The sequence below is a fragment of the Prevotella sp. LMAG:51 genome, from assembly GCF_008680225.1.
GTDB classification, from domain to species: Bacteria; Bacteroidota; Bacteroidia; order Bacteroidales; family Bacteroidaceae; genus Prevotella; species Prevotella pectinovora.
Genome location: NZ_NALQ01000003.1, coordinates 161,516 through 185,971 on the forward strand (window position 1 = coordinate 161,516; position 24,456 = coordinate 185,971).

At 51.7% G+C, this 24,456-nt stretch carries 17 protein-coding genes, 2 tRNA genes and 2 pseudogenes; 13 read left to right on the plus strand and 8 right to left on the minus strand.

Translation table 11 applies throughout. The features are described 5' to 3' along the window. The first annotated feature begins 453 nt into the window (after positions 1-453). Positions 454-3,444, plus strand: coding sequence for a PEP/pyruvate-binding domain-containing protein (locus tag CCC32_RS00905; RefSeq protein WP_287071579.1), 2,991 nt, complete (start codon positions 454-456; stop codon positions 3,442-3,444). A gap of 632 nt (positions 3,445-4,076) precedes the next feature. Here the strand turns inward: CCC32_RS00905 and CCC32_RS00910 are convergent. Further along, positions 4,077-4,149, minus strand: a tRNA-Pro gene (locus CCC32_RS00910). A 136-nt stretch (positions 4,150-4,285) separates the two neighbouring features. Here CCC32_RS00910 and CCC32_RS00915 point away from each other — a divergent pair. From CCC32_RS00915 to CCC32_RS00940, 6 genes and pseudogenes are all read left to right on the plus strand, one after another. Further along, positions 4,286-4,358: transfer RNA gene (locus tag CCC32_RS00915), tRNA-Phe, on the plus strand. Between the two features lie 341 nt (positions 4,359-4,699). Then, complete coding sequence (locus CCC32_RS00920) at positions 4,700-6,559, plus strand: DUF8451 domain-containing protein (RefSeq protein ID WP_287071581.1); 1,860 nt, start codon at positions 4,700-4,702, stop codon at positions 6,557-6,559. Continuing rightward, positions 6,522-6,794 (plus strand): annotated as a pseudogene (rhuM, locus tag CCC32_RS00925) (RhuM family protein); the annotation flags it as partial. The gene CCC32_RS00920 and the pseudogene rhuM, both read left to right, overlap by 38 nt. A gap of 740 nt (positions 6,795-7,534) precedes the next feature. Further along, entirely contained in the window at positions 7,535-8,809 is a 1,275-nt protein-coding gene (locus CCC32_RS00930; protein ID WP_287071583.1) for a glycosyltransferase family 4 protein, read from the plus strand. Further along, positions 8,806-9,609 carry a glycosyltransferase family 2 protein gene (locus tag CCC32_RS00935; RefSeq protein WP_287071585.1) on the plus strand — a complete coding sequence of 268 codons (804 nt, stop codon included), beginning with the start codon at positions 8,806-8,808 and terminating at the stop codon, positions 9,607-9,609. The genes CCC32_RS00930 and CCC32_RS00935 overlap by 4 nt, the downstream gene beginning before the upstream one ends. A 188-nt stretch (positions 9,610-9,797) precedes the next feature. After that, a complete protein-coding gene (locus CCC32_RS00940) occupies positions 9,798-10,145 on the plus strand; it encodes a hypothetical protein (protein WP_044071977.1) in 348 nt (115 codons plus the stop codon). 307 nt (positions 10,146-10,452) lie between these two features. On the opposite strand, the gene CCC32_RS00945 is transcribed toward CCC32_RS00940, so the two are convergent. From CCC32_RS00945 to CCC32_RS00965, 5 genes and pseudogenes are all read right to left on the minus strand, one after another. Continuing rightward, the gene (locus CCC32_RS00945) at positions 10,453-11,385 is read right to left on the minus strand and encodes a peptidoglycan DD-metalloendopeptidase family protein (RefSeq protein WP_022315627.1); all 933 of its coding nucleotides are present in this window, start codon (positions 11,383-11,385) and stop codon (positions 10,453-10,455) included. A 282-nt stretch (positions 11,386-11,667) separates the two neighbouring features. Next, positions 11,668-13,779, minus strand: a pseudogene (gene recG / locus CCC32_RS00950) (ATP-dependent DNA helicase RecG); the annotation flags it as partial. A gap of 50 nt (positions 13,780-13,829) precedes the next feature. After that, entirely contained in the window at positions 13,830-14,615 is a 786-nt protein-coding gene (ispD, locus tag CCC32_RS00955) for a 2-C-methyl-D-erythritol 4-phosphate cytidylyltransferase (protein WP_374119347.1), read from the minus strand. 7 nt (positions 14,616-14,622) lie between these two features. Beyond that, on the minus strand, positions 14,623-15,189 hold the full coding sequence (locus CCC32_RS00960) for a DJ-1 family glyoxalase III (RefSeq protein WP_044064525.1): 567 nt from the start codon (positions 15,187-15,189) through the stop codon (positions 14,623-14,625). A gap of 227 nt (positions 15,190-15,416) precedes the next feature. Beyond that, positions 15,417-16,130 carry a pyridoxine 5'-phosphate synthase gene (locus CCC32_RS00965; protein WP_022315622.1) on the minus strand — a complete coding sequence of 238 codons (714 nt, stop codon included), beginning with the start codon at positions 16,128-16,130 and terminating at the stop codon, positions 15,417-15,419. A gap of 140 nt (positions 16,131-16,270) precedes the next feature. Between CCC32_RS00965 and CCC32_RS00970 the strand changes: the two genes are divergently transcribed. The 5 genes from CCC32_RS00970 to pgeF all read left to right on the plus strand — a co-directional run bounded on the left by CCC32_RS00970 (position 16,271) and on the right by pgeF (position 21,574). Next, positions 16,271-17,173 (plus strand): NAD kinase, encoded by a 903-nt coding sequence (locus CCC32_RS00970; protein ID WP_022315621.1) that lies wholly within the window; start codon positions 16,271-16,273, stop codon positions 17,171-17,173. Between the two features lie 4 nt (positions 17,174-17,177). Then, positions 17,178-18,848, plus strand: a complete 1,671-nt coding sequence (locus CCC32_RS00975; RefSeq protein ID WP_287071590.1) for an ABC transporter ATP-binding protein — start codon at positions 17,178-17,180, stop codon at positions 18,846-18,848. Positions 18,849-18,931: 83 nt separating this feature from the next. After that, positions 18,932-19,471 (plus strand): peroxiredoxin family protein, encoded by a 540-nt coding sequence (locus CCC32_RS00980; protein WP_287071592.1) that lies wholly within the window; start codon positions 18,932-18,934, stop codon positions 19,469-19,471. 127 nt (positions 19,472-19,598) lie between these two features. Further along, positions 19,599-20,774: a GTPase ObgE gene (gene obgE / locus CCC32_RS00985; RefSeq protein WP_022315618.1), complete on the plus strand. Its 1,176-nt coding sequence runs from the start codon at positions 19,599-19,601 to the stop codon at positions 20,772-20,774. Beyond that, a complete protein-coding gene (gene pgeF / locus CCC32_RS00990) occupies positions 20,774-21,574 on the plus strand; it encodes a peptidoglycan editing factor PgeF (protein WP_287071594.1) in 801 nt (266 codons plus the stop codon). The genes obgE and pgeF overlap by 1 nt, the downstream gene beginning before the upstream one ends. Positions 21,575-21,677: 103 nt before the next feature. On the opposite strand, the gene CCC32_RS00995 is transcribed toward pgeF, so the two are convergent. Together CCC32_RS00995 and hpt are read right to left on the minus strand one after the other, a co-directional pair. Then, a complete protein-coding gene (locus tag CCC32_RS00995; RefSeq protein WP_042518209.1) occupies positions 21,678-22,250 on the minus strand; it encodes an adenylate kinase in 573 nt (190 codons plus the stop codon). 27 nt (positions 22,251-22,277) lie between these two features. Next, a complete protein-coding gene (gene hpt, locus CCC32_RS01000; RefSeq protein WP_022315615.1) occupies positions 22,278-22,814 on the minus strand; it encodes a hypoxanthine phosphoribosyltransferase in 537 nt (178 codons plus the stop codon). An 87-nt stretch (positions 22,815-22,901) separates the two neighbouring features. On the opposite strand from hpt, the gene CCC32_RS01005 reads away from it, so the two are divergent. After that, positions 22,902-24,416 (plus strand): bifunctional ADP-dependent NAD(P)H-hydrate dehydratase/NAD(P)H-hydrate epimerase, encoded by a 1,515-nt coding sequence (locus tag CCC32_RS01005; RefSeq protein ID WP_022315614.1) that lies wholly within the window; start codon positions 22,902-22,904, stop codon positions 24,414-24,416. The last annotated feature ends 40 nt before the right edge of the window (positions 24,417-24,456 follow it).

The window sequence follows — 24,456 nt, forward strand, 5'->3', positions numbered from 1 at the left end:
TACTTCATGCTTTAGATTTTTGGCATCAGGCTTTAATGATGCCTGTGCTCGTTGTGGTAAGAATTATCCATATACTTTCAGTGCAAATATACGTATTATACTCTTAATGGCGTAACTTTTCTTCTTGTATTCCTTTTCTTTTCACGTTTTTTAAAGGTTGGGTGTCGAATATCCCCTTTTCTTTATAAAAATGTCCCTTTTAATGTTGTTCGGCCACTTTGTGGCAGACTTGCTTGTCGGCAAACCGGACCTGTGGTTTAAGGTTTAATATGTTGTCTTTCATTCCAAATTGTTGACATATTGCTTGTGATTTTATATATACTTAATTTGTGTGTTAGCGAGAAAATGGATATATTTGCATCAAGAACCGATTTCATCAGCATTGCTGACACATAACGGAAGCGGTGCAAAGATGTGAATTGCAGGCAATACAAACAAATAACACTCCAACCTATGAACGAACAAGCGCCCCAGCAATGGAATAAGTTTTATCTCAAGGATGTGTCATTCAAGAACCTGATGACGCATCGTATTTTCAATGTCCTCATCATCGCTAACCCCTACGACGCCTTCATGCTCGAAGACGACGGGCGAGTGGATGAAAAGATTTTCAATGAGTATACTGAGCTCGGCCTTCGCTATCCGCCCACCTTCACTCAGGTGAGCACCATGGTGGAAGCCTCCGAAGTGCTCTCCACCACGAGCATCGACCTCGTGATATGTATGCCTGGAAATGCCGACAACGACGCCTTCACCGTGGCGAGGGCGGTGAAGAGGGAGTTTCCGGATATCCCGTGCGTGGTACTCACGCCATTCTCGCATGGCATCACGCAAAGGATAATGAACGAAGACCTCTCGATATTCGAATACGTGTTCTGCTGGCTCGGCAATACCAATCTCATCCTCTCTATCATAAAACTCATCGAGGACAAGATGAACCTCGAACACGACATCGACGAGGCGGGAGTGCAGATGATACTCCTGGTGGAAGACAGCATCCGCTTCTACTCCTCCATCCTGCCCAACCTCTATAGCTACATCCTTACCCAGAGCCAGAGCTTCGCTACCGAGGCGCTCAACTCCCACACCGCCACGCTGCGAATGAGAGGAAGGCCAAAGGTGGTGCTCGCCAGAACATACGAGGAGGCGATGGACTATTTCGTGCGCTTCCCCGAAAACATTCTCGGCGTCATCAGCGACTGCCGTTTTCCGAAGGGAGGCGTGAAAGACTCTGAGGCAGGACTCAAACTGCTGTCGGAGTTCCACCGCCGTGCCCCGTTCCTGCCGCTCATTATGGAGAGCAGCGAGACGGAGAATGCCGAGAAAGCCGAGAAGTTGGGATTCCGCTTCATCGACAAGAATTCAAAGAAGATGAACATCGACCTGCGCAATGTCATGGCGGAGCACATGGGATTCGGAGACTTGATCTTCCGCGACCCCAAGACCCATGAGGAGATACGCCGCATACGCAACCTGAAGGAGTTGCAGGACAATATCTTCAGCATCCCAAATGACTCCATGCTCTACCACCTGTCGCGCAACCACGTGAGCCGTTGGCTCTGTGCCAGGGCGATATTCCCCGTGTCGGAATTCCTTAAGACGGTGACGCTGGAGAAACTCAGAGACGTGGACCAGCATCGCCAGATCATCTTCGATGCCATCGTGCAATACCGCCACATGAAGAACGTGGGAACGGTGGCTGTGTTCAAACGCGACCGCTTCGATGCCTACAGCCACTTCGCCCGCATCGGCGACGGTTCGCTCGGCGGAAAGGGCAGAGGACTCGCTTTTCTGGACAATATCATAAAGACACATCCCGAATTCAATGAGTTTGAGGGGGTGAAGGTGTCGATACCGAAGACCGTGGTGCTCTGTACCGATGTCTTCGACCAGTTCATGGACAACAACAACCTCTATCAGCTGGCACTCAGCGATGCTCCCGACGAGGAAATACTCCAGGCATTCATCAAGGCGCAGCTGCCAGACCAGTTCATCGACGACTTCAAGACCTTTTTCGAGGCTATCCGCCATCCTATAGCGATACGTTCCAGCAGTCTGCTCGAAGACTCACACTACCAGCCCTTTGCCGGCATATATTCCACATATATGATACCCTATCTCGACGACAAGGACGAGATGCTGCGTATGCTCGCCGCTGCCATCAAGAGCGTGTACGCCTCGGTGTATTTCAAGGATTCCAAGGCGTATATGACTGCCACGCGCAACGTGATAGACCAGGAGAAGATGGCGGTAATCCTTCAAGAGGTGGTGGGCAAGCAGTATGGCGACCATTTCTATCCTAATTTCAGCGGTGTGCTTCGTTCCATCAACTATTATCCTTTAGGATATGAGAAGTCGGAGGAGGGTATCGCCAGTCTTGCCCTCGGACTCGGAAAGTATATCGTAGACGGTGGACAGACGCTGCGTGTCAGTCCGTATCATCCCACCCAGGTGTTGCAGACGAGCGACATGGAGATTGCCCTGCGCCAGACACAGACGCAGTTCTATGCCCTCGACATGAAGCGCGTGGGAGTGGACTTCAAGGTGGACGACGGTTTCAATATTCTGAAGCTCAAGGTGAAGGATGCCGAAAACGACGGCGCTCTCAATTTTATCGCTTCCACCTATGATGCCAACGACCGGGTGATTCGCGACGGACTGTATGATGGCGGACGCAAGATAGTCAGTTTCAACGGTGTGCTGCGCCACGGAGTGTTCCCGTTGCCCGAACTGCTGAAACTGTCAATGCACCACGGCGCCGACAGTATGCGCCGTCCGGTGGAGATTGAGTTTGCCTGCACTCTCAATGATGACCGCACTGGAGAGTTCTATCTCCTGCAGATACGTCCTATCGTGGACAGCAAACAGGTGCTCGACCAAGACATCATGAAAATTCCTGATGACAAATGTCTGTTGCGCTCGCACAATTCCCTGGGACATGGAGTGAGCGACGATATCGTGGATGTGGTGTATGTGAAGACCGACGAGAACTTCACGGCATCTGACAATCCCGTGGTGGCGATGGAGGTGGAGCGCATAAACAAGAAATTCCTTGCCGACGGCAAGAATTATGTGCTTGTGGGACCCGGCAGATGGGGCTCGAGTGATTCGTGGCTCGGTGTGCCGGTGAAGTGGCCGCATATCAGTGCGACGAAACTCATCGTGGAGACCACGCTGAAGAACTACAGTGTGGATCCGAGTCAGGGCACTCACTTCTTCCAGAACCTCACCAGTTTCGGTGTCGGCTATTTCACCATCGACGAGAATAAAGGCATGGGATTCTTCCGCAAGGAGATTCTCGACGCTATGCCTGCCGTAGAAGAGACACCGCATGTGCGCCACGTTCGTTTCAGCAAACCGTTGCATATCATGATGGACGGAATGAAACAGGAGGGACTGGTAATATGCGATACGGAAGATGCGAAAGGGAATGACGCACGATAATGGCCGCTTCTCCTCCTTGTTGGATAGTTGGAAGCAGATAGGTGCTGACAGGCTGAAATATACATTGGTATTGTTACACCCTATGTTGTTTTGTAACTTAAAAGCGAGGAATGCTGACAGTTTATTACATTATATCCTTGATGTATATCAAGAATTGAGTGTATTTCGGAACAAATACATGAAAAACACTTGCAATTTATTGTTATAAGCAATACCTTTGCAACGTGTTTTTCATAGTATTAGATTTAAGGTTAACAAGGTTGGAGTACAGCGGTACTCCTTTTTTTATGTCCTTACGTCTCGTGCGGCGCTTTTATGAAGTTCACAAATCTTGATTTTCTTCATGTGGATTGGTGTGTTTTGGATTACTTCTTCTTCAGCTACAATATAATAAACCCAAAACGGTCATTAGTCCGTTCAATGTATAATTTTAATAACTGCTTGCAGTCTTTTGCTTTTTATAAGGCGTCTTTTGCTTGTTTTTAATTCGCAATAGCTCGCTATTACTCATTAAAAGCCAAACAAAATCCACTCTTCTAAAAAAGCAAAATACAAGCAAGCCCTAATGACCGATTTGGGATAAAGTAACAAGGGCTAAAATATTGCCATGCAATATCCTAACCCTTGTATTGTCGGGATTACTGGACTCGAACCAGCGACCCCGTCGTCCCGAACGACGTGCGCTACCAACTGCGCTAAATCCCGTTTATTAAAGTGATGCAAAGGTAGTGCATTTTTTGATAATAGCGAAATTTTTCGGGATAAAATTTTGGAAGTACGAAAAAAAAGCGTACCTTTGCACTCGCAATCGAGAAATGGTTGCGATTTTTATTAAGACAATGGTGCCATAGCTCAGTTGGTAGAGCAAAGGACTGAAAATCCTTGTGTCCCCGGTTCGATTCCTGGTGGTACCACAGTTCACGAATAGAGTTGCCTAATATGGTGACTCTTTTTTTATGCCGCCATCTCTTAGTTGGTAGAGCAAAGGACTGGACGAGTCTAAATTATGACATTTTTCACTTATTAATTATTTTATATGGTCCGCAACTTGCTGAAGTCCGGATTTCTTTATAACTTTGTGCCCTGCAGATGGGAGTGTTTTTCTTCTTTTTTCACACACTAGAATATTAAAAAAATACGAATATCTGCATTTTTTTTAATTATACCTATTAATGTGTTGATAATCAAATAGTTAAATCGTAAATATGTAACTCTTCTTACTACCTAAATTGACGAGGAACCATAGATAATAGGAATGACACAAGAAGACATAAAAGACATGATGCTCTACGGAGAACGCATCAACGTAGAATATAAAGAGGCGTTCAACGAACTTCCCAAATCTTTTTGGGAAACCTACTCCTCGTTTGCCAATACAATTGGCGGACAGATAGTGCTTGGCATAAAAGAGCATCGCACAAAATCAACCCTGCAAGAACGTTTCGAAATACAGGGGGTAAACAATGCAGCAAAAATACTGAAGACACTGTGGGACACCGTGAACAGTGACAAGGTGAACCGGAATATTCTGCTCGATGAGAATGTGGAAACGATTGACTATGACGGCAAACAACTCATAGTTGTCACAATTCCTATGGCCAACTATACTGAACGCCCAATCTACATAAACCGAAACATTCTTGGAGGAGCATACAAACGCAACTACGAGGGCGACTATCATTGCACCGATGATGAAGTGAGAGCGATGTTGCGTGATGCCAACGAAAACGGCAACGACGGGGCTTTGGTGGACAACTACACTATGGACGACATTGACTTGCCGACACTTCACGCCTACAGGAACAGGTTTGAGGTGCGCAATGTAGACCATGTGTTCAACCAACTGGATGACAAGGAATTCTTGAAGAACATGGGCGGATACACTATCGACCGCAACACCAAGCGCGAAGGACTCACTGTGGCAGGACTCCTGATGTTTGGCAAGGGACTGCCTGTGCGTGAACGTTTCGACAATCTTCGCATGGACTACATCGACCAGACCAATCTGGTAGGAGAGAGCAGATGGAGCGACCGATTGACGTATGACGGTACTTGGGAAAACAACTTGTTCAATTTCTTCACCCGCGTGATACCTAAACTCACAGCCGATCTAAAACGCCCATTCAAGCTTGAAGGGATGGAACGTGTGGATGACACACCCGTACATAAAGCTGTGCGCGAGGGACTTACCAATATGATTATCCACGCCGACCTGTTCATAACAGGAGTGCTGAAGGTGGTGAAAAAGGATAACGGAATGTTGTTCTCTAATCCTGGTTCGCTGAAACTTCCTATTGAAGACATCAAACGAGGCGGCAATTCAAAAGCGCGCAACCCCAGAATACAGAATATGTTGCGAATGGTTGGCTTTGGCGATAATATCGGCAGCGGATATCCTACGATATTAAAAGCTTGGAGCGAACAGAATTGGCGTTGTCCGACATTACTTGACCGCAGCGAGCTGAGGCAAGTTGACCTCACTCTGCCCATGATCAGCCTCTTGCCTGAGCAAACGCTCCTCGAAATGCAACAGGCCATCGGTAAAGATGAGTATGCACGGTTGTCTGCCAACGAACAATTGACCTTGGCTTATGTGTGGAATGGCGACGAAATAAGCAACACAATATTGCAGCAACTCTTGTCGCTCAATTCTATTGAAGCCGGTCGACTGCTCCATAATTTGGTGGACAATGGCTTGCTGACACAGGACAGCAAGGGTCGCTGGACCACTTATAAAATCTGTAGAGAAAAAGACAAAGGCGAGGAAAGAAAAGACAAAGGCGAGGAAAGAAAAGAAAAAGGCGAGGAAAGAAAAGACAAAAGCGAGGAAAGAAAAGAAAAAAGCGAGGAAAGAAGCGATAAAAGGAATTTACTCAACCTCTCTCCTATTGAAACACAGGTTCTAAGGTTGATACAGCAAGACAAAAAGGTGACTTATGAGTCGATTGGCAAGGAATTGACAATTGGGCAAACCAAGGTGTACAAAGTGTTAGGCCATTTAAAAGAACTGAACGTAATTGAACGAATTGGCGGACGCACCTACGGACACTGGCACATTTTGCTGGCAGACATTTCAAGTGAGAACGAAATTCTGCAAACAGATAAGCAAAGATGATAAGCTCTATCAGTTGGCGGAAATATATTGTACTACACAACAGAATATCAGTCAACATGTGGACAACATATATAAAGATGGCGAACTGACCATAGAGGCAACTAACAAGAAATTCTTGTTAGTTCGTAAGGAGGGCAATCGCCAGGTAAAACGTAACATTGACCACTACAATCTTGATATGATTATCGCTTTGGGGTATCGTGTGCAGTCGCTAATAAGAATTATATTCTGCCGTTTACCGTTAGATTACAATTCCTGGTGGTACCACAGTTCACGAAGAGAGTTGCCTAATATGGTGACTCTTTTTTTATGCCGCCATCTCTTAGTTGGTAGAGCAAAGGACGTCTCGATGGATTTATGGTGATTGATATGTCTTGAAACTTGTTCTGCTTTGTCTCCCGGTTCGATTTTGATATATAACCTCATTTTTCCAAAAAATCGTCAACCATCTGGTTGTGGATGCGAAAGTCATTGATATACAGGTATTTCCGCCTTTATTTGCGCGCTGAAACCATCGGGTAATTGTCTGGATGGTTGGAGAATAAGAGGAAGGAATCGTATGGAAGTGGATGGCTTGCCTTACTACTGTCTGGTAAGACTTTTGCATGCAATATAAATTATGGCTTACATTTCTCTGGTTGCTTCTGCTTTGCCGACAACAAAGCCACAACCATGGGCAAGGTCGTAAAACTGCAATAAATGGGCAGCATGCTTGCCCATGTGGGGCAAGCAGCTTTCTCACTTGGGGCAAGCACCTTGCCCCAAGTGGGCACGGGGGGTACCCAAAAATGTGCCCAAAGTTTCCATGGAAAGAAACGTTCGTTAAGGAGATGCTAAATACTGATTTTCTCTGCAAATGTGCGGAGAAAGATTCTGAACTATTGTCCCCGTGCCGCGATTTTTTATCGCACATAGGTTTGGCGTTATTCAATAAATTCATAATTTTGCAGTTGAAACAAAAAGGAGACGAAAATCATGAGAGTGCTAATCGTAAACACCAGTGAGAATGTGGGCGGAGCCGCCGTGGCGGCAAACAGGCTCATGGACGCACTGAACAACAACGGCATAAAGACAAAGATGCTGGTGAGAGACAAGGCCACGGACAATATCACCGTGGCGCAGCTTGACAAGTCGTGGCACCAGAGATGGAACTTCCTCTGGGAACGCTTCGTCATCTTCTGCCACCTGCGCTTCAAACGCGACAACCTCTTCCAGATAGACATCGCCAACGCCGGCACCGACATCACCCGGACACGGGAATTCCGCGAGGCAGATGTAATACACCTGAGCTGGGTGAACCAGGGCATGCTGTCCATCGGAGGCATAAAGAAGATCCTGGCAAGCAAGAAACCGGTGGTGTGGACGATGCACGACCTGTGGCCGGCTTCGTCGATATGCCATTACGCCCGCAACTGCCACCGCTATGAGAGCAGGTGCGGCAACTGTCCGCTGCTGCCCGGCGGCGGATCCAGAAATGACCTCTCTGCCAAGGTGTGGCGCCGCAAGCGTCAGGCCCTCGGCACCAACAGCATACTCTTCGTCACCTGCAGCCGCTGGCTCGCCGACAAGGCTAAGAAGAGCGGACTGCTCAGCGGCCAGAAGGTGATGAGCATCCCCAATCCCATCGACACCCACGTGTTCTGTCGGGAAGACCAGGAGAAGGCACGCATCTATGCCGGACTGCCAGCCGACAAGCGTCTGATACTCTTCGTGTCGCAGCGCGTCACCGACCAGCGCAAGGGAATGGACTATTTCATCACCGCCATGAACAAGATGGTGGAGCAGCATCCCGAGATGCGCCAGAACACCGGCATCGCCATCCTCGGCGGACAGGCAGAGGAACTTGCCGGGAAGCTGCCGTTGCCGTCGTATCCGCTGGGCTACGTGAGCGACGAGAAGAAGATAGCGAGCGTATACAATTCTGTGGATATGTTCGTGCTGCCGTCGCTCGAAGACAACCTGCCCAACACCATCATGGAGGCAATGGCATGCGGAGTGCCGTGTGTGGGATTCAACACCGGCGGCATCCCTGAGATGATAGACCATCTGAAAAACGGCTACGTGGCAGAATACAAGAGCGTGGACGATCTTGCCAAAGGCATGCATTGGGTGATGTGTGAGGCCGACCGCGAGGCGCTCGCCGCCGAGGCGCTGCGAAAGGTGAACACCTGCTATTCGCAGTATTCTGTGGCAATGAAATACATCGAGGCTTATAATGAGGCATTGGCCCTAAAACGCTATAAACTATGATAAAGATTACTCTGATCACCGTTACATACAATGCCGAGAAGCTCTTGCAGCCCACTCTCGACAGCGTGTTCCGGCAGAATTATGCCGCTCTGGAGCATATCGTCATCGACGGAGCTTCTACCGACGACACCGCCGTAGTGGCAAAAGACTATATGGAACGCTCGTTCGCCTCTGACAATGGTCATGAAGTGAGATTGCTCGTGGAGCCTGACAATGGCATCTACGATGCCATGAACAAGGGACTGCAGATGGCAACCGGCGACTATGTGTGCTTTCTGAATGCCGGCGACTCGCTGCCTGCCGACGATACCATCGCCGAACTCGTGGCAAACACGGGAGTGGACAGCTATGTGGCTGCCGATGGGGGAGAGGACGCACTGCCTGCCGTGCTCTATGGCAATACCGACATCGTGGACGGGAACCGCCAGTTTCTTGCCCACCGCCGGCTGTCGCCTCCAGAGAAGCTTACGTGGCGGTCGTTCCGCCACGGCATGCTCGTATGCCATCAGGCGTTTTACGCCCGCACCGACATCGCCAAGCACACGCCCTTCAATCTGATGTATCGCTATTCGGCAGACTTCGACTGGTGTATAAGGATAATGAAACAAGCTGAGGACAAGAACCTGCCGCTCGCCAACAGTGGCATCGTGCTCGCCGATTATCTGAAAGAAGGCACCACCACACGCCATCACAAGGCGTCGCTCGGTGAGCGTTTCAAGATAATGGCGACATATTACGGTCTTTTAACCACTTATCTGCTCCACGCCTGGTTTGTGGTGAGGGCTGTGGTGAAGCGTTGACGTTTTTTATATCCTTTAGGTATTAATAACTAAAAATATTTCTCATTTATCTGACTAAAGGCTACATTTGCAGCGTGAACAGTGGATTGTTGCACGATGTCGCTGCCGTGGATACGGTGGCGGGTGGCAATAAGATTCCTGTTTCGTATCTTAACTTAATAATATAAACTAAAAAGGAGACAGAAGAAATGAGAAAATCAATTATCGCAGCTGTCGTGATGGCGGCTTTGAGCTTTTCGGTAAGCGCCAGCGCCCAGACCGTATGCCAGAAGAAGTGTGACGGCAAGACACAGTGTGACAAGGCAAAGAAGGAATGCAAGAAAGACGGCAAGAAGGACTGCAAGATGCAGTGTGACAAGGCAAAGAAGTGTGACAAGGCTGCCACCTGCTGCAAGGCGAAGACTAATGGCGTAAGTTCTGCCGCCATGAAGGATCCCAAGATGGCTTCCTGCTGCAAGGTGAAATGCGACAAGAAGAGCGCTACTTGCGACAAGAAATGCAAGACTGCCGCTAAGAAGTGTGACAAGAAGAAGTAATGATAAATTCCAAGCGGCCGCAGGCAGTTATAAATAACTGCATAATGACCGTTGGGGGATGAATATCTCACGATGAGGGCTATCGGTTTCCGCCGCTAGCCCTTGTTGTTTTTTTGAGGGTGTCATTCCGATTGTCCATGTCGGGTCCAAGGCGGTCTGATGACCGGTTGGGGTAGGATGATGCCGTGGCAAAGTGTGCAGGTTGACGCCAATAAGAAAGGCCACCAGGAATATTCCTGATAGCCTTTTCCTTGCCTGTGTTGTTTATACAGTTTCGCTATGGTTCGATAGTGTGTGAGCACCCTCGTTATGAGTATCTCAGGATCTGTCCCGGCTTCACGCGCATGTTCTTGCTGATGTGGTTGAGCTTGCAGATCTTGTCGATTGTGGTGCCGCGCTTTCTGGCGATGGCAGCGAGCGTCTCGCCCTTTGCCACTTTGTGGTAGCGCACGTCGCCACTCTCCACATTGTCTCCGATGTTGTTCGAGTTGTTGTCGTTTGCGGCAGCCAGATCGTCGTTCTTGCCGCGCTGACGTGTGGCAGCCAGCGACTCCCTGTTGTAAGACTCCTTGCGGAAGAGGTATGTGTCGCCAGTCACGTCCTGGTTGCGGAAGTCGAACATCAATGCCGGGTTGAGAGCCACTCCGCAGAGACGGGTCTCGAAGTGCAGGTGAGAACCGGTGCTTCGTCCGGTGTTGCCGCCCAGTCCGATAGGGTCTCCGGCACGTACCTGCTCGTTTTCTGCCACGAGATGCTTCGACATGTGTCCGTAGATGGTCTCCAGACCGTTGTTGTGGCGTATCACAACGTAGTTGCCGTATCCGTTTGCCTCATATCTCACGATGCGCACCTTTCCGTCGAATGCCGCACGGATGGTGTCGCCGATATATACCTTGATGTCGAGACCCTTGTGCATGCGTCCCCAACGGCTTCCGAAGTTGGAAGTGATGATTCTGCTGGATGTAGGCATGCAGAAATGTTTCAGGTTTATGCTGAAAGAGTCTGGAAGTTCTGTGGCGCGGTGAGCGTATCTGTTGTTCCAGTCTTTGTATAGCTGAGCTGAAGGAGCTCCAGCCTGTTCTCTTTGTATGAGTTCGCGAAGTGCGAGAGTGTCAACTGCTTTAAGTTTCTTGTCTACTGGTGCCTGGCGTGCCAAGAGGTCTTGTGCTGCTGCTGGTACTGTGGCCAGAGCCATGACTGCCGTTAATGCCAGTGTCTTGATTGTCTTTTTGAATTGCATAAAATAAATATTTTATAATGCAACGGTATGTCTTCCTGTCTGTCGCATTATGTTTGTGTAAGACTAATCATGATGACGGACTGTCAATCGCGCGTTCGTCATTGTGATTAAATTTTCGCTGCAAAGGTAGTAAAAAAATTTTAAAGTTGCTTGTCAGTTAACAGTTTTTAGGTCGTCGTTAACATATAGGCATGTTGTATAACAACTTATAAATGAGCACTGTTAAGCTCATTGTGCCGTCTCCTGCCCCTCTTTTCCCATCACAGTCTGTGATGTCGCCGGTCATGATATCGCCGCCCAGTTCACGTTGGTCTTTCTCAGTGCGGCAAGGCGTTGCCAGAGCATGCTGTTTTCCGTTTTGTTGCATTCCGGGTCCTGCTCTATTATCTTCTGTGCCTCCTCCCTTGCCATCTGCACTATCTGTCCGTCTCTCGCTATGTCGGCAATCTTCAGGTCGAAAGCCATTCCGCTCTGCTGGGTGCCCTCCAGGTCGCCGGGGCCGCGCAGTTTCAGGTCGGCTTCGGCAATGAGGAATCCGTCGTTGGTGTCACACATGATGTCGATGCGTTTGCGCGTCTCGTTGGTCAGTTGAGGCTTCGTCACGAGGATACAGTACGACTGGCTCGCCCCTCTGCCCACACGGCCCCGCAGCTGGTGCAGCTGCGACAGTCCGAAGCGTTCGGCGTTGAGAATCACCATCACCGAAGCGTTCGGCACGTTGACGCCCACCTCTATCACCGTTGTGGCGACGAGAATCTGTGTCTCTCCGTTAACAAACTTTTGCATCTCCTCGTCCTTCTCAGCCGGTTTCATCTTGCCGTGCACCTTGCTGAGGCGGAATTCCGGGAACACCTCCTTCAGTATTTCAAACCCCTCCTCAAGGTTCTGTATGTCGAGCTTCTCGCTCTCCTTGATGAGCGGAAACACGATATACACCTGTCTGCCCTCTTTTATCTGCTGTCTGATGCCAGAGTACAGACTTGTGGTCTGGTTGTTGTATTTGTGTATCGTCACTATCGGTTTCCTTCCCGGCGGCAGCTGGTCGATAACGCTCACGTCGAGGTCGCCGTATATTGTCATTGCGAGGGTTCGCGGTATCGGTGTGGCGGTCATCACGAGCACATGGGGAGGGTTCTGGCTTTTGCTCCATAGCCTTGCCCTCTGTGCCACTCCGAAGCGGTGTTGCTCGTCCACCACCACGAGTCCCAGTTTGCTGAACTGCACCGTGTCTTCAATCACGGCGTGTGTTCCCACGAGGATGTCCACGCTGCCGTTGGCGAGTCCGCCGAGCACGGTCTTGCGCCGTTTGCCCTTCACGATGCCGGTGAGCAGTTCCACCCTTATGTCCATGTCGCCCAGAAACTCGCGTATCGTGGCGAGATGCTGTTCGGCGAGAATTTCCGTCGGTGCCATTATGCAAGCCTGGTATCCGTTGTCGAGAGCTATCAGCATTGTCATCAGTGCCACGAGAGTCTTTCCGCTGCCCACGTCGCCCTGCAGCAGCCTGTTCATCTGCCGTCCGCTGCCCAGGTCGCTCCTTATCTCCCTCATCACCCTTTTCTGGGCGTCGGTGAGTGAGAATGGCAGATGGTCGGAATAGAAGCTGTTGAATATCTCGCCGATGCGCGGGAAGGCATATCCGCGGTATTTCTTCTTTTGGTCGGAGGCATAGCGCAGGATGTTGAGCTGCACGTAGAACAGCTCTTCAAACTTCAGTCTGAAGCGTGCGCTCTGCAGTTCTTCGGCGGTCTTCGGATAGTGTACGTGGCGCAGTGCCGTGTCCCTCTCCACCAGACGCAGTCTGTTGGCGATAAACGGCGGCAGTGTCTCCGGCAGCGGCTGGTTCATCTTTTCGAGCATCGCCTTCGTGATTTTCTCTATCGACCTCGATGTCAGTCCCGCCTTCTTCATCTTCTCCGTGGTGATATAGTAGGGCTGCATTCCCATCTGTGAGAGCTGCAGGTCTTCCGCCTTGTCGATGTCGGGATGTGCAAACTGGTATCTGCCGCCATAGAGAGTAGGTTTTCCGAATACGATATACTCCGTGTTCACCTTGAATTGCTGCGTGGCATATTTGATGCCGGAAAACCATACTATGTCCGCTATCCCCGTTCCGTCGGTGAAGTGGGCCACGAGGCGCTTCTTGCGCGGTCCGCTGCCAAACTCCTCGAAACCGAGAATCCGTCCCTTCACCTGCACGAAGGGCATGTCGCTGCGCAGTTCGTTGATGGTGTATATGCGGCTGCGGTCCACGTATTTGTATGGGTAATACTCCAGAAGGTCGGATATCTTCGAGATACCCAACTCCTTCTGCAGCATGTCCCTCTTCTTCGGTCCCACGCCCGGCAGATATTGTATGTCCTGGTTCAGTATGTCAAGCACTTGTGATGTTCGGTTGTGACAGGTTGAATTGGCTGTTTGTCGGCTTCACTCCCCCAGGTTGGTCATCTGGAGTTGCCTGAAGTCTGTTGCTTCAGAATGATGGACTCCTGTTGCAGTATCACCTCCGCCACAGCCATGTCGAAAGGTCTTGTAATCTTGATGTTCTCCTGGTTGCCCTCCACGAGCGCCACCTCATGGCCGAGGTGTTCCACTACAGAGGCATCATCGGTGAAAGCCTCGGAATAGTCCTGTGCATAAGCCTCCTTCAGCAGTCTGATGCCGAATGCCTGCGGAGTCTGCACGATGCGGTATTCGCTTCTCGGCACCGTCTCCGACGGTGTTTCTCCGCCATCCTGAGAAGTGGCGGCGGTTGTCGTGGCGTCAGAAGCATTCTGCTTGTCGCTCTTCAGGAGATGTCTGAGCGTGTCCACCACCGGCACCACCGGTACGGCAGCCCCCATCTCCGCGGCTTTCGCGTATGTGCGGCGTATGGTGTCGGCAGATACGAATGGGCGCACTCCGTCATGCACCCCCACCGTTCCGCAGGCATCGTCGGGGATGCAGCCGAGTCCGTTTTTCACGGAGTGGAAACGCGTCTCTCCGCCGTCGGCAATCACAATCGGTTCGCAGAACGAATGCCGTTCGCACAACTCCTTCCAATACTCCTGCTGATGTTTGGGCAATACGAGGATGATGCGCATGCGGTCGTTGAAGTTCCTGAACCTGCGTATCGTGTGCATGAGCACAGGCAGTCCGCCTACAGGCAGGAACTGCTTTGGAACGTCAGCCCCCATGCGCATCCCCTTGCCGCCGGCAACGATTATCACATAGTCGTGATTCTCCATCATGCGGCGCTTATTTGTTTTCCATGAGATGCAGATACATCATTCCCTCAGCCACGCTCTCTGCAGTCTGCTTCGTGGTGAGCATTTCGAGCAGCGTGTATGCATAGGGGAATGTTGCGGCAGGACCTTCGCCTGTCACCACATTGCCGTCAACGGTGCACAGTTCATGGGTATATTCCGCTCCGTCGAGATATTTCTCGAATCCGGGGTAGCATGTGGCACGTCTGCCTTTCACGATGCCCAGGCTTCCGAACACCATCGGTGCGGCACAGATGGCAGCAACGAGTTTCCCCTTCTCATACTGGCTGAGCACGGCATTGCGCACACCCTCGTGGTCGTTGAGGTTTGTGGCGCCTGGCAGTCCTCCGGGCAGCATCAGCAGGTCGGCATCCTCCAGCTTGGCGTCCTCGAATTTTAGGTCGGCCTTCACGGTCACGCCGTGTGCCATCTCTACTAACTCTGAGCCTGTGATGCTCACTGTCTTTATCTCCACTCCGCCGCGGCGGAAAACGTCAACGGGAATCAGGGCTTCTATTTCCTCTGAACCGTTGGCAAGAAACATATACGCTTTTGCCATAATCTTTTGTTGTTTAATTATTCTATTGATAGACCGTTTGTCTTTCTTGATGTATCGCTGGAATATGTCGGTAGTAGCCGTCTTGTCGTCTTTTTCCTGCGTGTCGCGCTTCAGCTTGTATTCTCGTGCCATAATTCTTTAATTTGCAAGTGATACCAATCCTGACTTTTCCAAGGGGAAGTGACAGGCTTCCTTGTATGCCTGTAGCCTTTGTCAGCTTCGGGGCCTTACTTTAGGCACTGGAGATACGCCTCGATAGTGTTCTTCAGTCCGATGTAGAGGGCATCGCAGATGATGGCGTGTCCGATGCTCACCTCGTCGGTCCATGGAATCATCCTGTGGAAGTAGGCAAGGTTCACCAGGCTGAGGTCGTGGCCGGCGTTCAGACCCAGTCCCAAATCGCGGGCAGCCACGGCAGCGTCGATAAACGGCTTGATGGCCTCCTCCCTGTTTTCGGCATATCCCGATGCGTAAGATTCGGTGTAGAGCTCCACTCTGTCGGTTCCACACTCCTTGGCTCCCCTCACCATTTCGGCAGAAGGGTCCACGAAGATGCTCGTTCTGATGCCGGCCTCCTTGAATCTTCCTATCACGTCGGTAAGAAACGCTTTGTTCTCTATCGTGTTCCATCCGTGGTTGCTCGTCAGCTGGGCGTCGCCGTCGGGAACGAGCGTCACCTGTGTCGGCATCACCTCGAGCACGAGGTCGATATATCTGTCGATAGGGTTTCCTTCGATGTTGAATTCCGTAGTGATGAGCGGTTTTATCTCCCTCACGTCTTGATAGCGGATGTGTCTTTCGTCAGGTCTTGGATGTACGGTTATGCCCTGGGCGCCAAACAACTGGCAGTCAACGGCGGCCTGCTCCACGTCGGGATTGTTGCCGCCTCTGGCGTTGCGCAGGGTGGCTATCTTGTTTATGTTTACACTTAATTTTGTCATGTCTCTTCAATTTGTTAATATCACAGTGCCCGAAATTCGGTAGAAAACCGTATATTTGCAGACACTTTCAAGCGCAAAGTTACGAAAACATTTGCAATGGAGGCTTATTAATTCGTCAGAAAGATAAAAAACTCCCAATTATGTCGTTGAGAAAACTCAGATTTGCCATTTTCGGCAATATTTACCAGGCCAGGAAGTCGGCGGACATACAGCGCTTGCTGTTGTCGCTCAATGAACGGATGGCGCAGGTGAGCATGGAGAGAAGTTTCTACGATTTCCTCTGCTCGTCCCACGGTTTGCCGCTGCATGGCGTCACCGTGTTTGAAGGAAACGACTTTGATGCCGACTTCGTGATATCCATGGGAGGCGACGGCACATTGCTGCGGTCGGCATACAGCGTGGGCAGCCGCAGCATTCCCATTATCGGCGTGAACATGGGGCGCCTGGGATTCCTCGCCGGTGTCGGCGTTGACGATTTCGACAGTGTGCTCGACAGCATATACGCCGACAGCTATATGGTAGACAGTCTTGCCATGGTGAAGGTGGAGAGCGATGGTGCCAACGGCGACGAGCGGATTTCGGAATGCGCCCTCAACGAGATAGCCATACTGAAACGCGACAATGCTTCGATGATTTCCATCCGTGCCAGCATCAACGGCGAATATATCGTGACGTTCCATGCCGACGGACTGATAGTGAGCACGCCGACGGGGTCGACAGCCTATTCCCTGTCAAACGGCGGACCGATAATCGTGCCGCACACCGGAATATTGTGTCTCACTCCCGTTGCGCCGCATAGTCTCAACATGCGTCCTATCGTCGTTGCCGACGACTCTGTGATAACCCTTGAGGTGGAGAGCAGGAACCATAACTATCTCGTCGCCGCCGACGGACGTTCCATCAAATGTGGCGAGGGACAGACGCTCACCATACGCCGTTCCCCCTACGACGCACATATCGTGAAGCCCAAGGATTCTACATATTTCTCCACGCTGCGTGCCAAGATGATGTGGGGCGCCGACATGAGGATGAAGAACGAGTAAGCCAATGAGATATTTGAGAAAATTCCTGAAGATACCCAAGAGCCGGTATTCAGCCAGACAGATAATAGGATGGCTGTGGAGGGCATGGCGCGGCAACCGTCTGCAGGCGTCGCTCAATGCCATCCTCGGACTCATCGATGTGGCGATAAGCCTGCTTTCGGTGTGGGCTGTGAAACACGCCATCGACGTGGCGTCGCATGTCGTCGAGGGTTCTCTGTATTGGGCGGTGGCAATCATGGCGCTGCTCATCCTCGGCGGATTTGCCGTGAACATCGCTTCGATATGGGTGAAGAACATATTGGGAATAAAGGCACAGAACAGGATGCAGCAGCGTCTGCTCGCCCGCATCCTGCGCTCCGAATGGCATGGCAAGGAGAAATGGCACAGCGGCGATGTGTTGAACCGCCTGGAATTCGACGTCAGCAACGTGGTGGGGTTCCTCACCGAAACGCTGCCAAGCACTCTCTCCGTGCTCGCCCTCTTTCTGGGTTCCTTCTTCTATCTCTTCTCCATGGATCCCGTGCTGGCTCTGGTCATCATTGCCATGCTGCCGGTGTTCATCCTCTCGAGCAAGGTGTATATGGGCCACATGCGCAAACTGACACGCCAGGTGCGTAACTGCGACAGCAAGGTGCAGAGCGTGTTGCAGGAAACGATACAGCACCGCATGCTGATAAAGACCCTTGAGAAAGACGACGAGATGGTGGGCAGACTGGAGAACATGCAGGGAGAACTGAGACATAACGTGGTGAGACGCACCAGATTCTCGGTGTTCTCAAACCTCATACTCAATACAGGTTTCGCCATCGGATATCTCGTGGCATTCCTGTGGAGCGCACTGCGGATGTATCACGGCACACTCACCTTCGGCGGAATGACAGCATTCCTCCAGCTCGTGTCCAAGATACAGGGGCCGGCACGCAACCTCACCAAGCTCGTGCCGGCATTCGTCTCCGTGTTCACTGCAGCGGAGCGACTGATGGAACTTGAAGAGAACCCTCTCGAAGAACAGGGCGACCCCGTGTCGATGGCGATGACGGGTGGAGTGGGAGTGAGGTTCGACGACGCCTCCTTTGCCTACGCCGACGGCAGCAGGGATGTGATAGACCATCTCTCGTTTGATTTCCGTCCAAACACCTGCACCGCCATACTCGGAGAGACGGGAGCCGGAAAGACTACGATGGTGAGACTCATCCTCGCCCTGATACAGCCCACCAGCGGCCATGTATACATATATAATAAGGAAAGCGAGCAAGACATCTCGCCTCTCACACGCTGCAACCTCATCTACGTGCCACAAGGCAATACGTTGCTCAGCGGCACCATCCGCGACAATCTGCGCATGGGACGGTTCGATGCCACCGACGAGGAGATGATGCAGGCCCTCGACAAGGCATGTGCCGGTTTCGTGAGAGACATCCCCGGAGGGCTCGATGCCAGCTGCAGCGAGGCGGGCGGCGGACTGAGCGAGGGACAGGCTCAGCGCATCTCCATAGCCAGGGCATTGCTCAGGGAGGGAAGCGTGATGATATTCGATGAGGCTACGAGCGCTCTCGACCCGGAAACGGAAAGGCAGCTCCTCGCCAACCTGCTCCAGGAACGCCGGCAGACCATCATATTCATCACCCACCGCCCGGCAGTGGTGGACTATTGCGACCAGGTGTTGAGGATATGATGAACATCCGACGAACCGCTATGGCGCCTGACGGCCACATCGCAAGTGTAAAAGAGAGTATAACATCAAAAAGAGAAAACGATATGAAAATAAAGAAACTATTCATCTTCGTGGCGATATTCCTCGCCGCAGTGGTCTCGTCGCAGGCTCAGAATGCGCCGGACCAGACAAAAGACCTCGACTCGCTCTATGCACAGAAACTGTTGAAGCCCGGAACGGTGGCTCCCGATTTCATCCTTCCGATGATGAACAACTACAAGGTGCAGCTCTCCGAATTCAAGGGCAAATATGTGCTGCTTGACTTCTGGGCAACGTGGTGTCCGGACTGCCGCAAGGACATACCTGCTGTGAAGGAACTCTACGACAAGTATGGCTCAAAGGTGGAGTTCATCGGTGTGTCGTTCGACGTAGACCACAACCGCTGGACAAAATATGTTGTAGACAACGGGATGAAATGGCGACAGGTCAGCGAACTGAAGAAGATGCGCGATGCCGAAATCTCCAAGGCATACGGAGTGGAGTGGATTCCGTCGATGACGCTCATCGGTCCCGACGGCAAGGTGGTGCTCTCCACGGTAGTGCTGGAGAGAATGGCAAAGGCACTCGCCGACATAGCGAAATAATCCCACACCATTTTCCGCAAGTCTTTCGGCTTGCGAACTTGTTGACTCGTCAAGACAAATCTCTTTGTCAACTTGTTTACTTGTCAACTCGTCAACTTTATAAAAATAAAACTCAAGACATACAGATATGCCAGAATCAAATTTCGTAGACTACGTGAAGATATACTGCCGCTCCGGTAAGGGCGGCAAGGGATCTATGCACCTCCGCCACGTGAAGTATCAGCCCAACGGCGGTCCCGACGGCGGCGACGGCGGTAAGGGCGGAAGCATCATCCTGCGTGGAAACCATAACTACTGGACCTTGCTCCATCTGAAATACCAGCGCCACATCAAGGCGGAACACGGCGGCAACGGCGGTAGAGACAAATGCCATGGCACCGACGGCAAGGACGTATATATAGACGTGCCTTGCGGTACTGTGGTATACGACGCCGAGACAGGAAAGTTCATCTGCGACGTCATGCACGACGGACAGGAAGTGGTGCTCCTCAAGGGAGGCCGCGGCGGACTCGGCAACTACCAGTTCCGTACCGCCACCAACCAGGCTCCGCGCTATGCCCAGCCGGGAGAGCCCATGCAGGAGATGACGGTCATAATGGAGCTTAAGCTCCTTGCCGACGTCGGTCTCGTCGGGTTCCCCAATGCCGGCAAGAGCACGCTGCTCTCCGCCGTGTCGAGTGCCCGACCCAAGATTGCCAACTATCCCTTCACCACCCTCGAACCGTCACTCGGCATCGTGGGCTATCATGACAACAAGTCGTTCGTCATGGCAGACATCCCTGGAATTATTGAGGGAGCGAGCGAGGGCAAAGGTCTCGGACTCCGTTTCCTGCGCCACATCGAGCGCAACTCCCTGTTGCTCTTCATGGTGCCGGGTGATACCGACGACATAAAGAAGGAATACGAGATACTGCTCAACGAGCTTACCAACTTCAATCCCGAAATGCTCGACAAGCATCGCGTGCTTGCCGTGACAAAATGCGACCTGCTCGACGATGAACTCATTGAGATGCTCAAGGAAACGCTGCCGTCAGACCTCCCCGTGGTATTCATCTCGTCGGTGTCGGGAATGGGAATCTCCGAACTGAAGGATGTGCTGTGGAAGGAACTCAACAGCGAGAGCAACAAGCTCGCTGATATAATGGCTGAGGACACCCTCGTGCATCGCGACAAAGATCTCAATACCCTGCCCGAAGAACTGCGCAAGGAGGGAGAAGACGAAGTGGTGTTCCTCGACGAGGATGATATCGAGGACGTGGAAGACCTCGACGACTTCGAATATGATATGGAGGACGAGGACTGATGCAGAAACCACAACTCCATTATTACGACCTCGACGACAATGTGGTGGCGTTCAGCTCCACACGTCATGGAGGATACAGCACCGGCAGCCACGGTGAGTTCAACATCAATGAGCATTGTGGCGACGATGCCTCTGCCATAGCCCGAAACCGTCAGATTCTCTGTGAGGAGCTTGGCGTCGCCGACGCTAATGTCATTGTGCCACACCAGACGCATGGTGTGGAGGTGAGACAGATTGCCGCCGACTTCCTCGCCCTCCCGCTTCCGGTAAGGAAGATGATTCTGGATGGCGTGGATGCAGTGATGACAAATCTGGAGAACGTATGCGTCGGTGTGTCTACAGCCGACTGCATTCCCATTCTCCTTTCCGACTCCAGGCATGGAGCCGTGTGTGCCGTCCATGCAGGATGGCGGGGCACTCTGTCGCGTGTCGTGATGAGAGCCGTGGCGGAGATGCGTCTTGCCTACGACACCAATCCCGCAGACCTCAAGGCTGTGATAGGTCCCGGCATCTCCTTTGATGCCTTTGAAGTGGGCGACGAGGTGTATGAACAGTTCGTGGCGGCAAACTTCGACATGCAGGGCATCAGCCGCCAGATGAAGATGAACGGCAGTGAGGAATACAAATGGCACATCGACCTCGTGGAATGCAACCGCCAGCAGCTGCAGCAATGCGGACTTGCCGCCGGCAACATACAGTCGTGTGACATCTGCACATATTCCAATACCGACGATTATTTCTCTGCCCGTAAGCTCGGCATCGACTCCGGCAGGATATACTCGGCTGTGATGAGAAAATAAAATATCTCGTCAACCCGTCAACTTGTCAACTCGTCAACTGATATAACAACAAAGCCTCAAAGCTTGAATGCTTTGAGGCTTTATTATAGGGGGATGATGTGATTTAGAGATTGTCGATCACGGTGCAGATGTCACCGAAGATACGGTCGAGCGCTCCCAGTCCGTTGATGTGGTGATGGATGTTCTCCTTCTTATACCATTCGATGAGAGGAGCGGTCTGGTTGTGGTAAACGTCGAGGCGCTTCTTTATCGTCTCCTCGTTGTCGTCAGAGCGTCCGCTCTCCTTGCCGCGCTTCACGAGGCGCACCATCAGTTCGTTCTCCGGAACGTCGAGCTCTATCATTGCGGCAATTTTGTGTCCACGCTCGTCGAGCATCTTCTTCAGAGCCTCTGCCTGTGGGATAGTGCGAGGGAATCCGTCGAATATCACTCCCTCATGCTCCTTGCCGAAAGAGTCGTATACGCTGGCGAGAATGTTTACCATCAGCTCGTCAGGAATGAGCTGACCCTTGTCGATGTAAGCCTTGGCAGTCTTGCCCAGCTCAGTTTCGTTTTTGATTTCATTGCGGAGCACGTCACCAGTAGAGATGTGTCCCAGTCCGTACTTCCTGATAAGGAGATCGCTTTGTGTGCCCTTTCCTGATCCGGGCGCACCGAAAATAACAATATTCTTCATGTGTTTTGTTGATATGTAATTTATTGCTTATTCCTTTACTACGTAAATGTCTCTCAGGTTTCGTCCCAGTCCGTCGTAGTCAAGTCCATATCCGACGATGAAGTCGTTTGGAATCTCCATGGCTATATATTCGATGTCTAGATTCCTCTTCAGGTTGTCAGGTTTGAGCAGCAGCGTGCAGATGTGTATCTCTGCCGGTTTGAACTCTTTCAGATATTCTATCATCTTCTCCATGGTAAGACCCGAGTCCACGATGTCTTCCACGATGACCACCGTGCGTCCCTCGATATCCTCGTTGAGACCCACGAGCTTCTTCACTTTTCCTGTAGATTCTGTGCCCTGATACGATGTCATCTTCACGAACGAAATTTCGCTCTCTATGGTGAGCATCCTCATCAGGTCGGCGGCAAAAATGAACGATCCGTTCAAGACTCCGAGCAGCAGAGGCTTCTTTCCTTTCAGGTCGTTGCTGATCCTGTCTGCCACGGTTTTCACTCGGCGCATTATCTCCTCCTCGGGTATCAATGTCTCGAAGGTTTTGTCTTTGATATCTATAGTTGCCATAAGAATTATATTGTTTTTGCGCACAAAAGTAATAAAAATATTCAAACAATAAGTCAATCTATCCAATTAATTAGTATTTTTGCAGATATGAAGATTCTTACAGGCACACAGATACGTGAGCTCGACAAATATACGATAGAACACGAGCCGATAAAATCCATCGATCTGATGGAGCGCGCGGCAAAGGCATTGACGCGCGCCATAACGAGAGTATGGGACGACAACACCAGCGTGGTGGTCTTTGCCGGACCCGGCAACAATGGTGGCGATGCGCTTGCCGTGGCACGCATGATGGGAGAGCAGGGCTACAGCGTGAAGGTCTACCTCTTCAATGTGTCAGGCACCCTCTCCGCCGACTGCAGCGCCAACAAGGAGCGTCTTGCCGGAGCCGCCGGCGTTACCTTCATTGAGGTGACCAACGAGTTCGACCCGCCGGAGCTGCCGGCATCGGTGCTCGTCATCGACGGACTCTTCGGTTCGGGACTCAGCAAACCCCTAAGCGGCGGTTTCGCCTCGCTGGTGAAATACATCAACCAGTCGGAATGCCGGGTGGTGAGCATCGACATCCCGTCGGGCCTCATGACCGAAGACAACTCCTACAATACGCGTACCAACATCATACGCGCCGACTACACCTTCACCCTGCAGCAGATGAAGCTGGCGTTCCTCTTTCCTGAGAACCAGCGCTATCTGGGCCGCCTCGGTGTGCTCGACATCCGTCTCAGCGCCGAAGGCATAGAGAAGGCAGACGCCAAATTCGAGATTGTGGACGAGAGCTTCGTCCGCACGCTGCTCCGTCCGCGTGGCGACTTCTGGCACAAAGGCGATGCCGGCACCTCGCTCATCGTTGCCGGCAGCTATGGCATGGCAGGTGCTGCAATCCTTGCTTCCAGAGCCTGCTTCCGTTCCGGAGCGGGCAAGGTGATAACCCACGTTCCGGCACGCAACAACGACATCATGCAGATTGCCGTTCCGGAGGCCATCGTCAGCCGCGATGCCGACGACAACCTGTTCACCGAACCCGTTGCCGACGACAGTTTCGACGCCATGGGCATCGGTCCGGGCATCGGCACCGACGAGGTGACGGCAACGGCATTCATCTCGCAGCTGCGCCGTGCGCAGGTGCCTACGGTGGTAGATGCCGACGGTCTCAATATCCTGGCTTCCCACAGGGCATGGTTCCAGAGAATCCCCGTGGGCACCATCCTCACACCGCATCCTCTGGAGTTTGAACGACTCGCCGGAGTGCGTTTCAACGATGGTTTCGAACAGCTCTCCAAGGCTGTCGAGATGGCGCAGACCATGCAGATATACATCATACTGAAAGGTCATTATTCAGCCCTCTGCATGCCCGACGGCAAGGTGATGTTCAATTCCACAGGCAATTCCGGAATGGCGACGGCAGGCAGCGGCGACGTGCTCACCGGTGTGCTCACCGCACTCCTCGCACGAGGCTACAACCAGAAAGACGCCTGTCTGATAGGCACCTACGTGCATGGTCTTGCCGGCGACCTGGCGGCAGAAGAGCTGGGAGTGGAGAGCGTTACTGCCGGCGACATAGTGAGGTTCCTGCCAAAGGCTTTCAAACGCCTCGACGACTGATGGCGACACGGTAGTGACCATGGGGCAGGGCTGCTCCCTG

Excerpts from the sequence above, each read along its gene's own strand:
- CCC32_RS00960 (WP_044064525.1), bottom strand. The coding sequence starts at position 15,189 with ATGGCAAAAGCGTATATGTTTCTTGCCAACGGTTCAGAGGAAATAGAA.
- CCC32_RS00945 (WP_022315627.1), bottom strand. The coding sequence starts at position 11,385 with ATGCAATTCAAAAAGACAATCAAGACACTGGCATTAACGGCAGTCATG.
- hpt (WP_022315615.1), bottom strand. The coding sequence starts at position 22,814 with ATGGCAACTATAGATATCAAAGACAAAACCTTCGAGACATTGATACCC.
- pgeF (WP_287071594.1), top strand. The coding sequence starts at position 20,774 with ATGCAGAAACCACAACTCCATTATTACGACCTCGACGACAATGTGGTG.
- CCC32_RS00940 (WP_044071977.1), top strand. The coding sequence starts at position 9,798 with ATGAGAAAATCAATTATCGCAGCTGTCGTGATGGCGGCTTTGAGCTTT.
- CCC32_RS00995 (WP_042518209.1), bottom strand. The coding sequence starts at position 22,250 with ATGAAGAATATTGTTATTTTCGGTGCGCCCGGATCAGGAAAGGGCACA.
- CCC32_RS00930 (WP_287071583.1), top strand. The coding sequence starts at position 7,535 with ATGAGAGTGCTAATCGTAAACACCAGTGAGAATGTGGGCGGAGCCGCC.
- obgE (WP_022315618.1), top strand. The coding sequence starts at position 19,599 with ATGCCAGAATCAAATTTCGTAGACTACGTGAAGATATACTGCCGCTCC.
- CCC32_RS00970 (WP_022315621.1), top strand. The coding sequence starts at position 16,271 with ATGTCGTTGAGAAAACTCAGATTTGCCATTTTCGGCAATATTTACCAG.
- CCC32_RS00965 (WP_022315622.1), bottom strand. The coding sequence starts at position 16,130 with ATGACAAAATTAAGTGTAAACATAAACAAGATAGCCACCCTGCGCAAC.
- CCC32_RS00935 (WP_287071585.1), top strand. The coding sequence starts at position 8,806 with ATGATAAAGATTACTCTGATCACCGTTACATACAATGCCGAGAAGCTC.
- CCC32_RS01005 (WP_022315614.1), top strand. The coding sequence starts at position 22,902 with ATGAAGATTCTTACAGGCACACAGATACGTGAGCTCGACAAATATACG.
- CCC32_RS00980 (WP_287071592.1), top strand. The coding sequence starts at position 18,932 with ATGAAAATAAAGAAACTATTCATCTTCGTGGCGATATTCCTCGCCGCA.
- CCC32_RS00920 (WP_287071581.1), top strand. The coding sequence starts at position 4,700 with ATGACACAAGAAGACATAAAAGACATGATGCTCTACGGAGAACGCATC.
- CCC32_RS00975 (WP_287071590.1), top strand. The coding sequence starts at position 17,178 with ATGAGATATTTGAGAAAATTCCTGAAGATACCCAAGAGCCGGTATTCA.
- CCC32_RS00905 (WP_287071579.1), top strand. The coding sequence starts at position 454 with ATGAACGAACAAGCGCCCCAGCAATGGAATAAGTTTTATCTCAAGGAT.
- ispD (WP_374119347.1), bottom strand. The coding sequence starts at position 14,615 with ATGATGGAGAATCACGACTATGTGATAATCGTTGCCGGCGGCAAGGGG.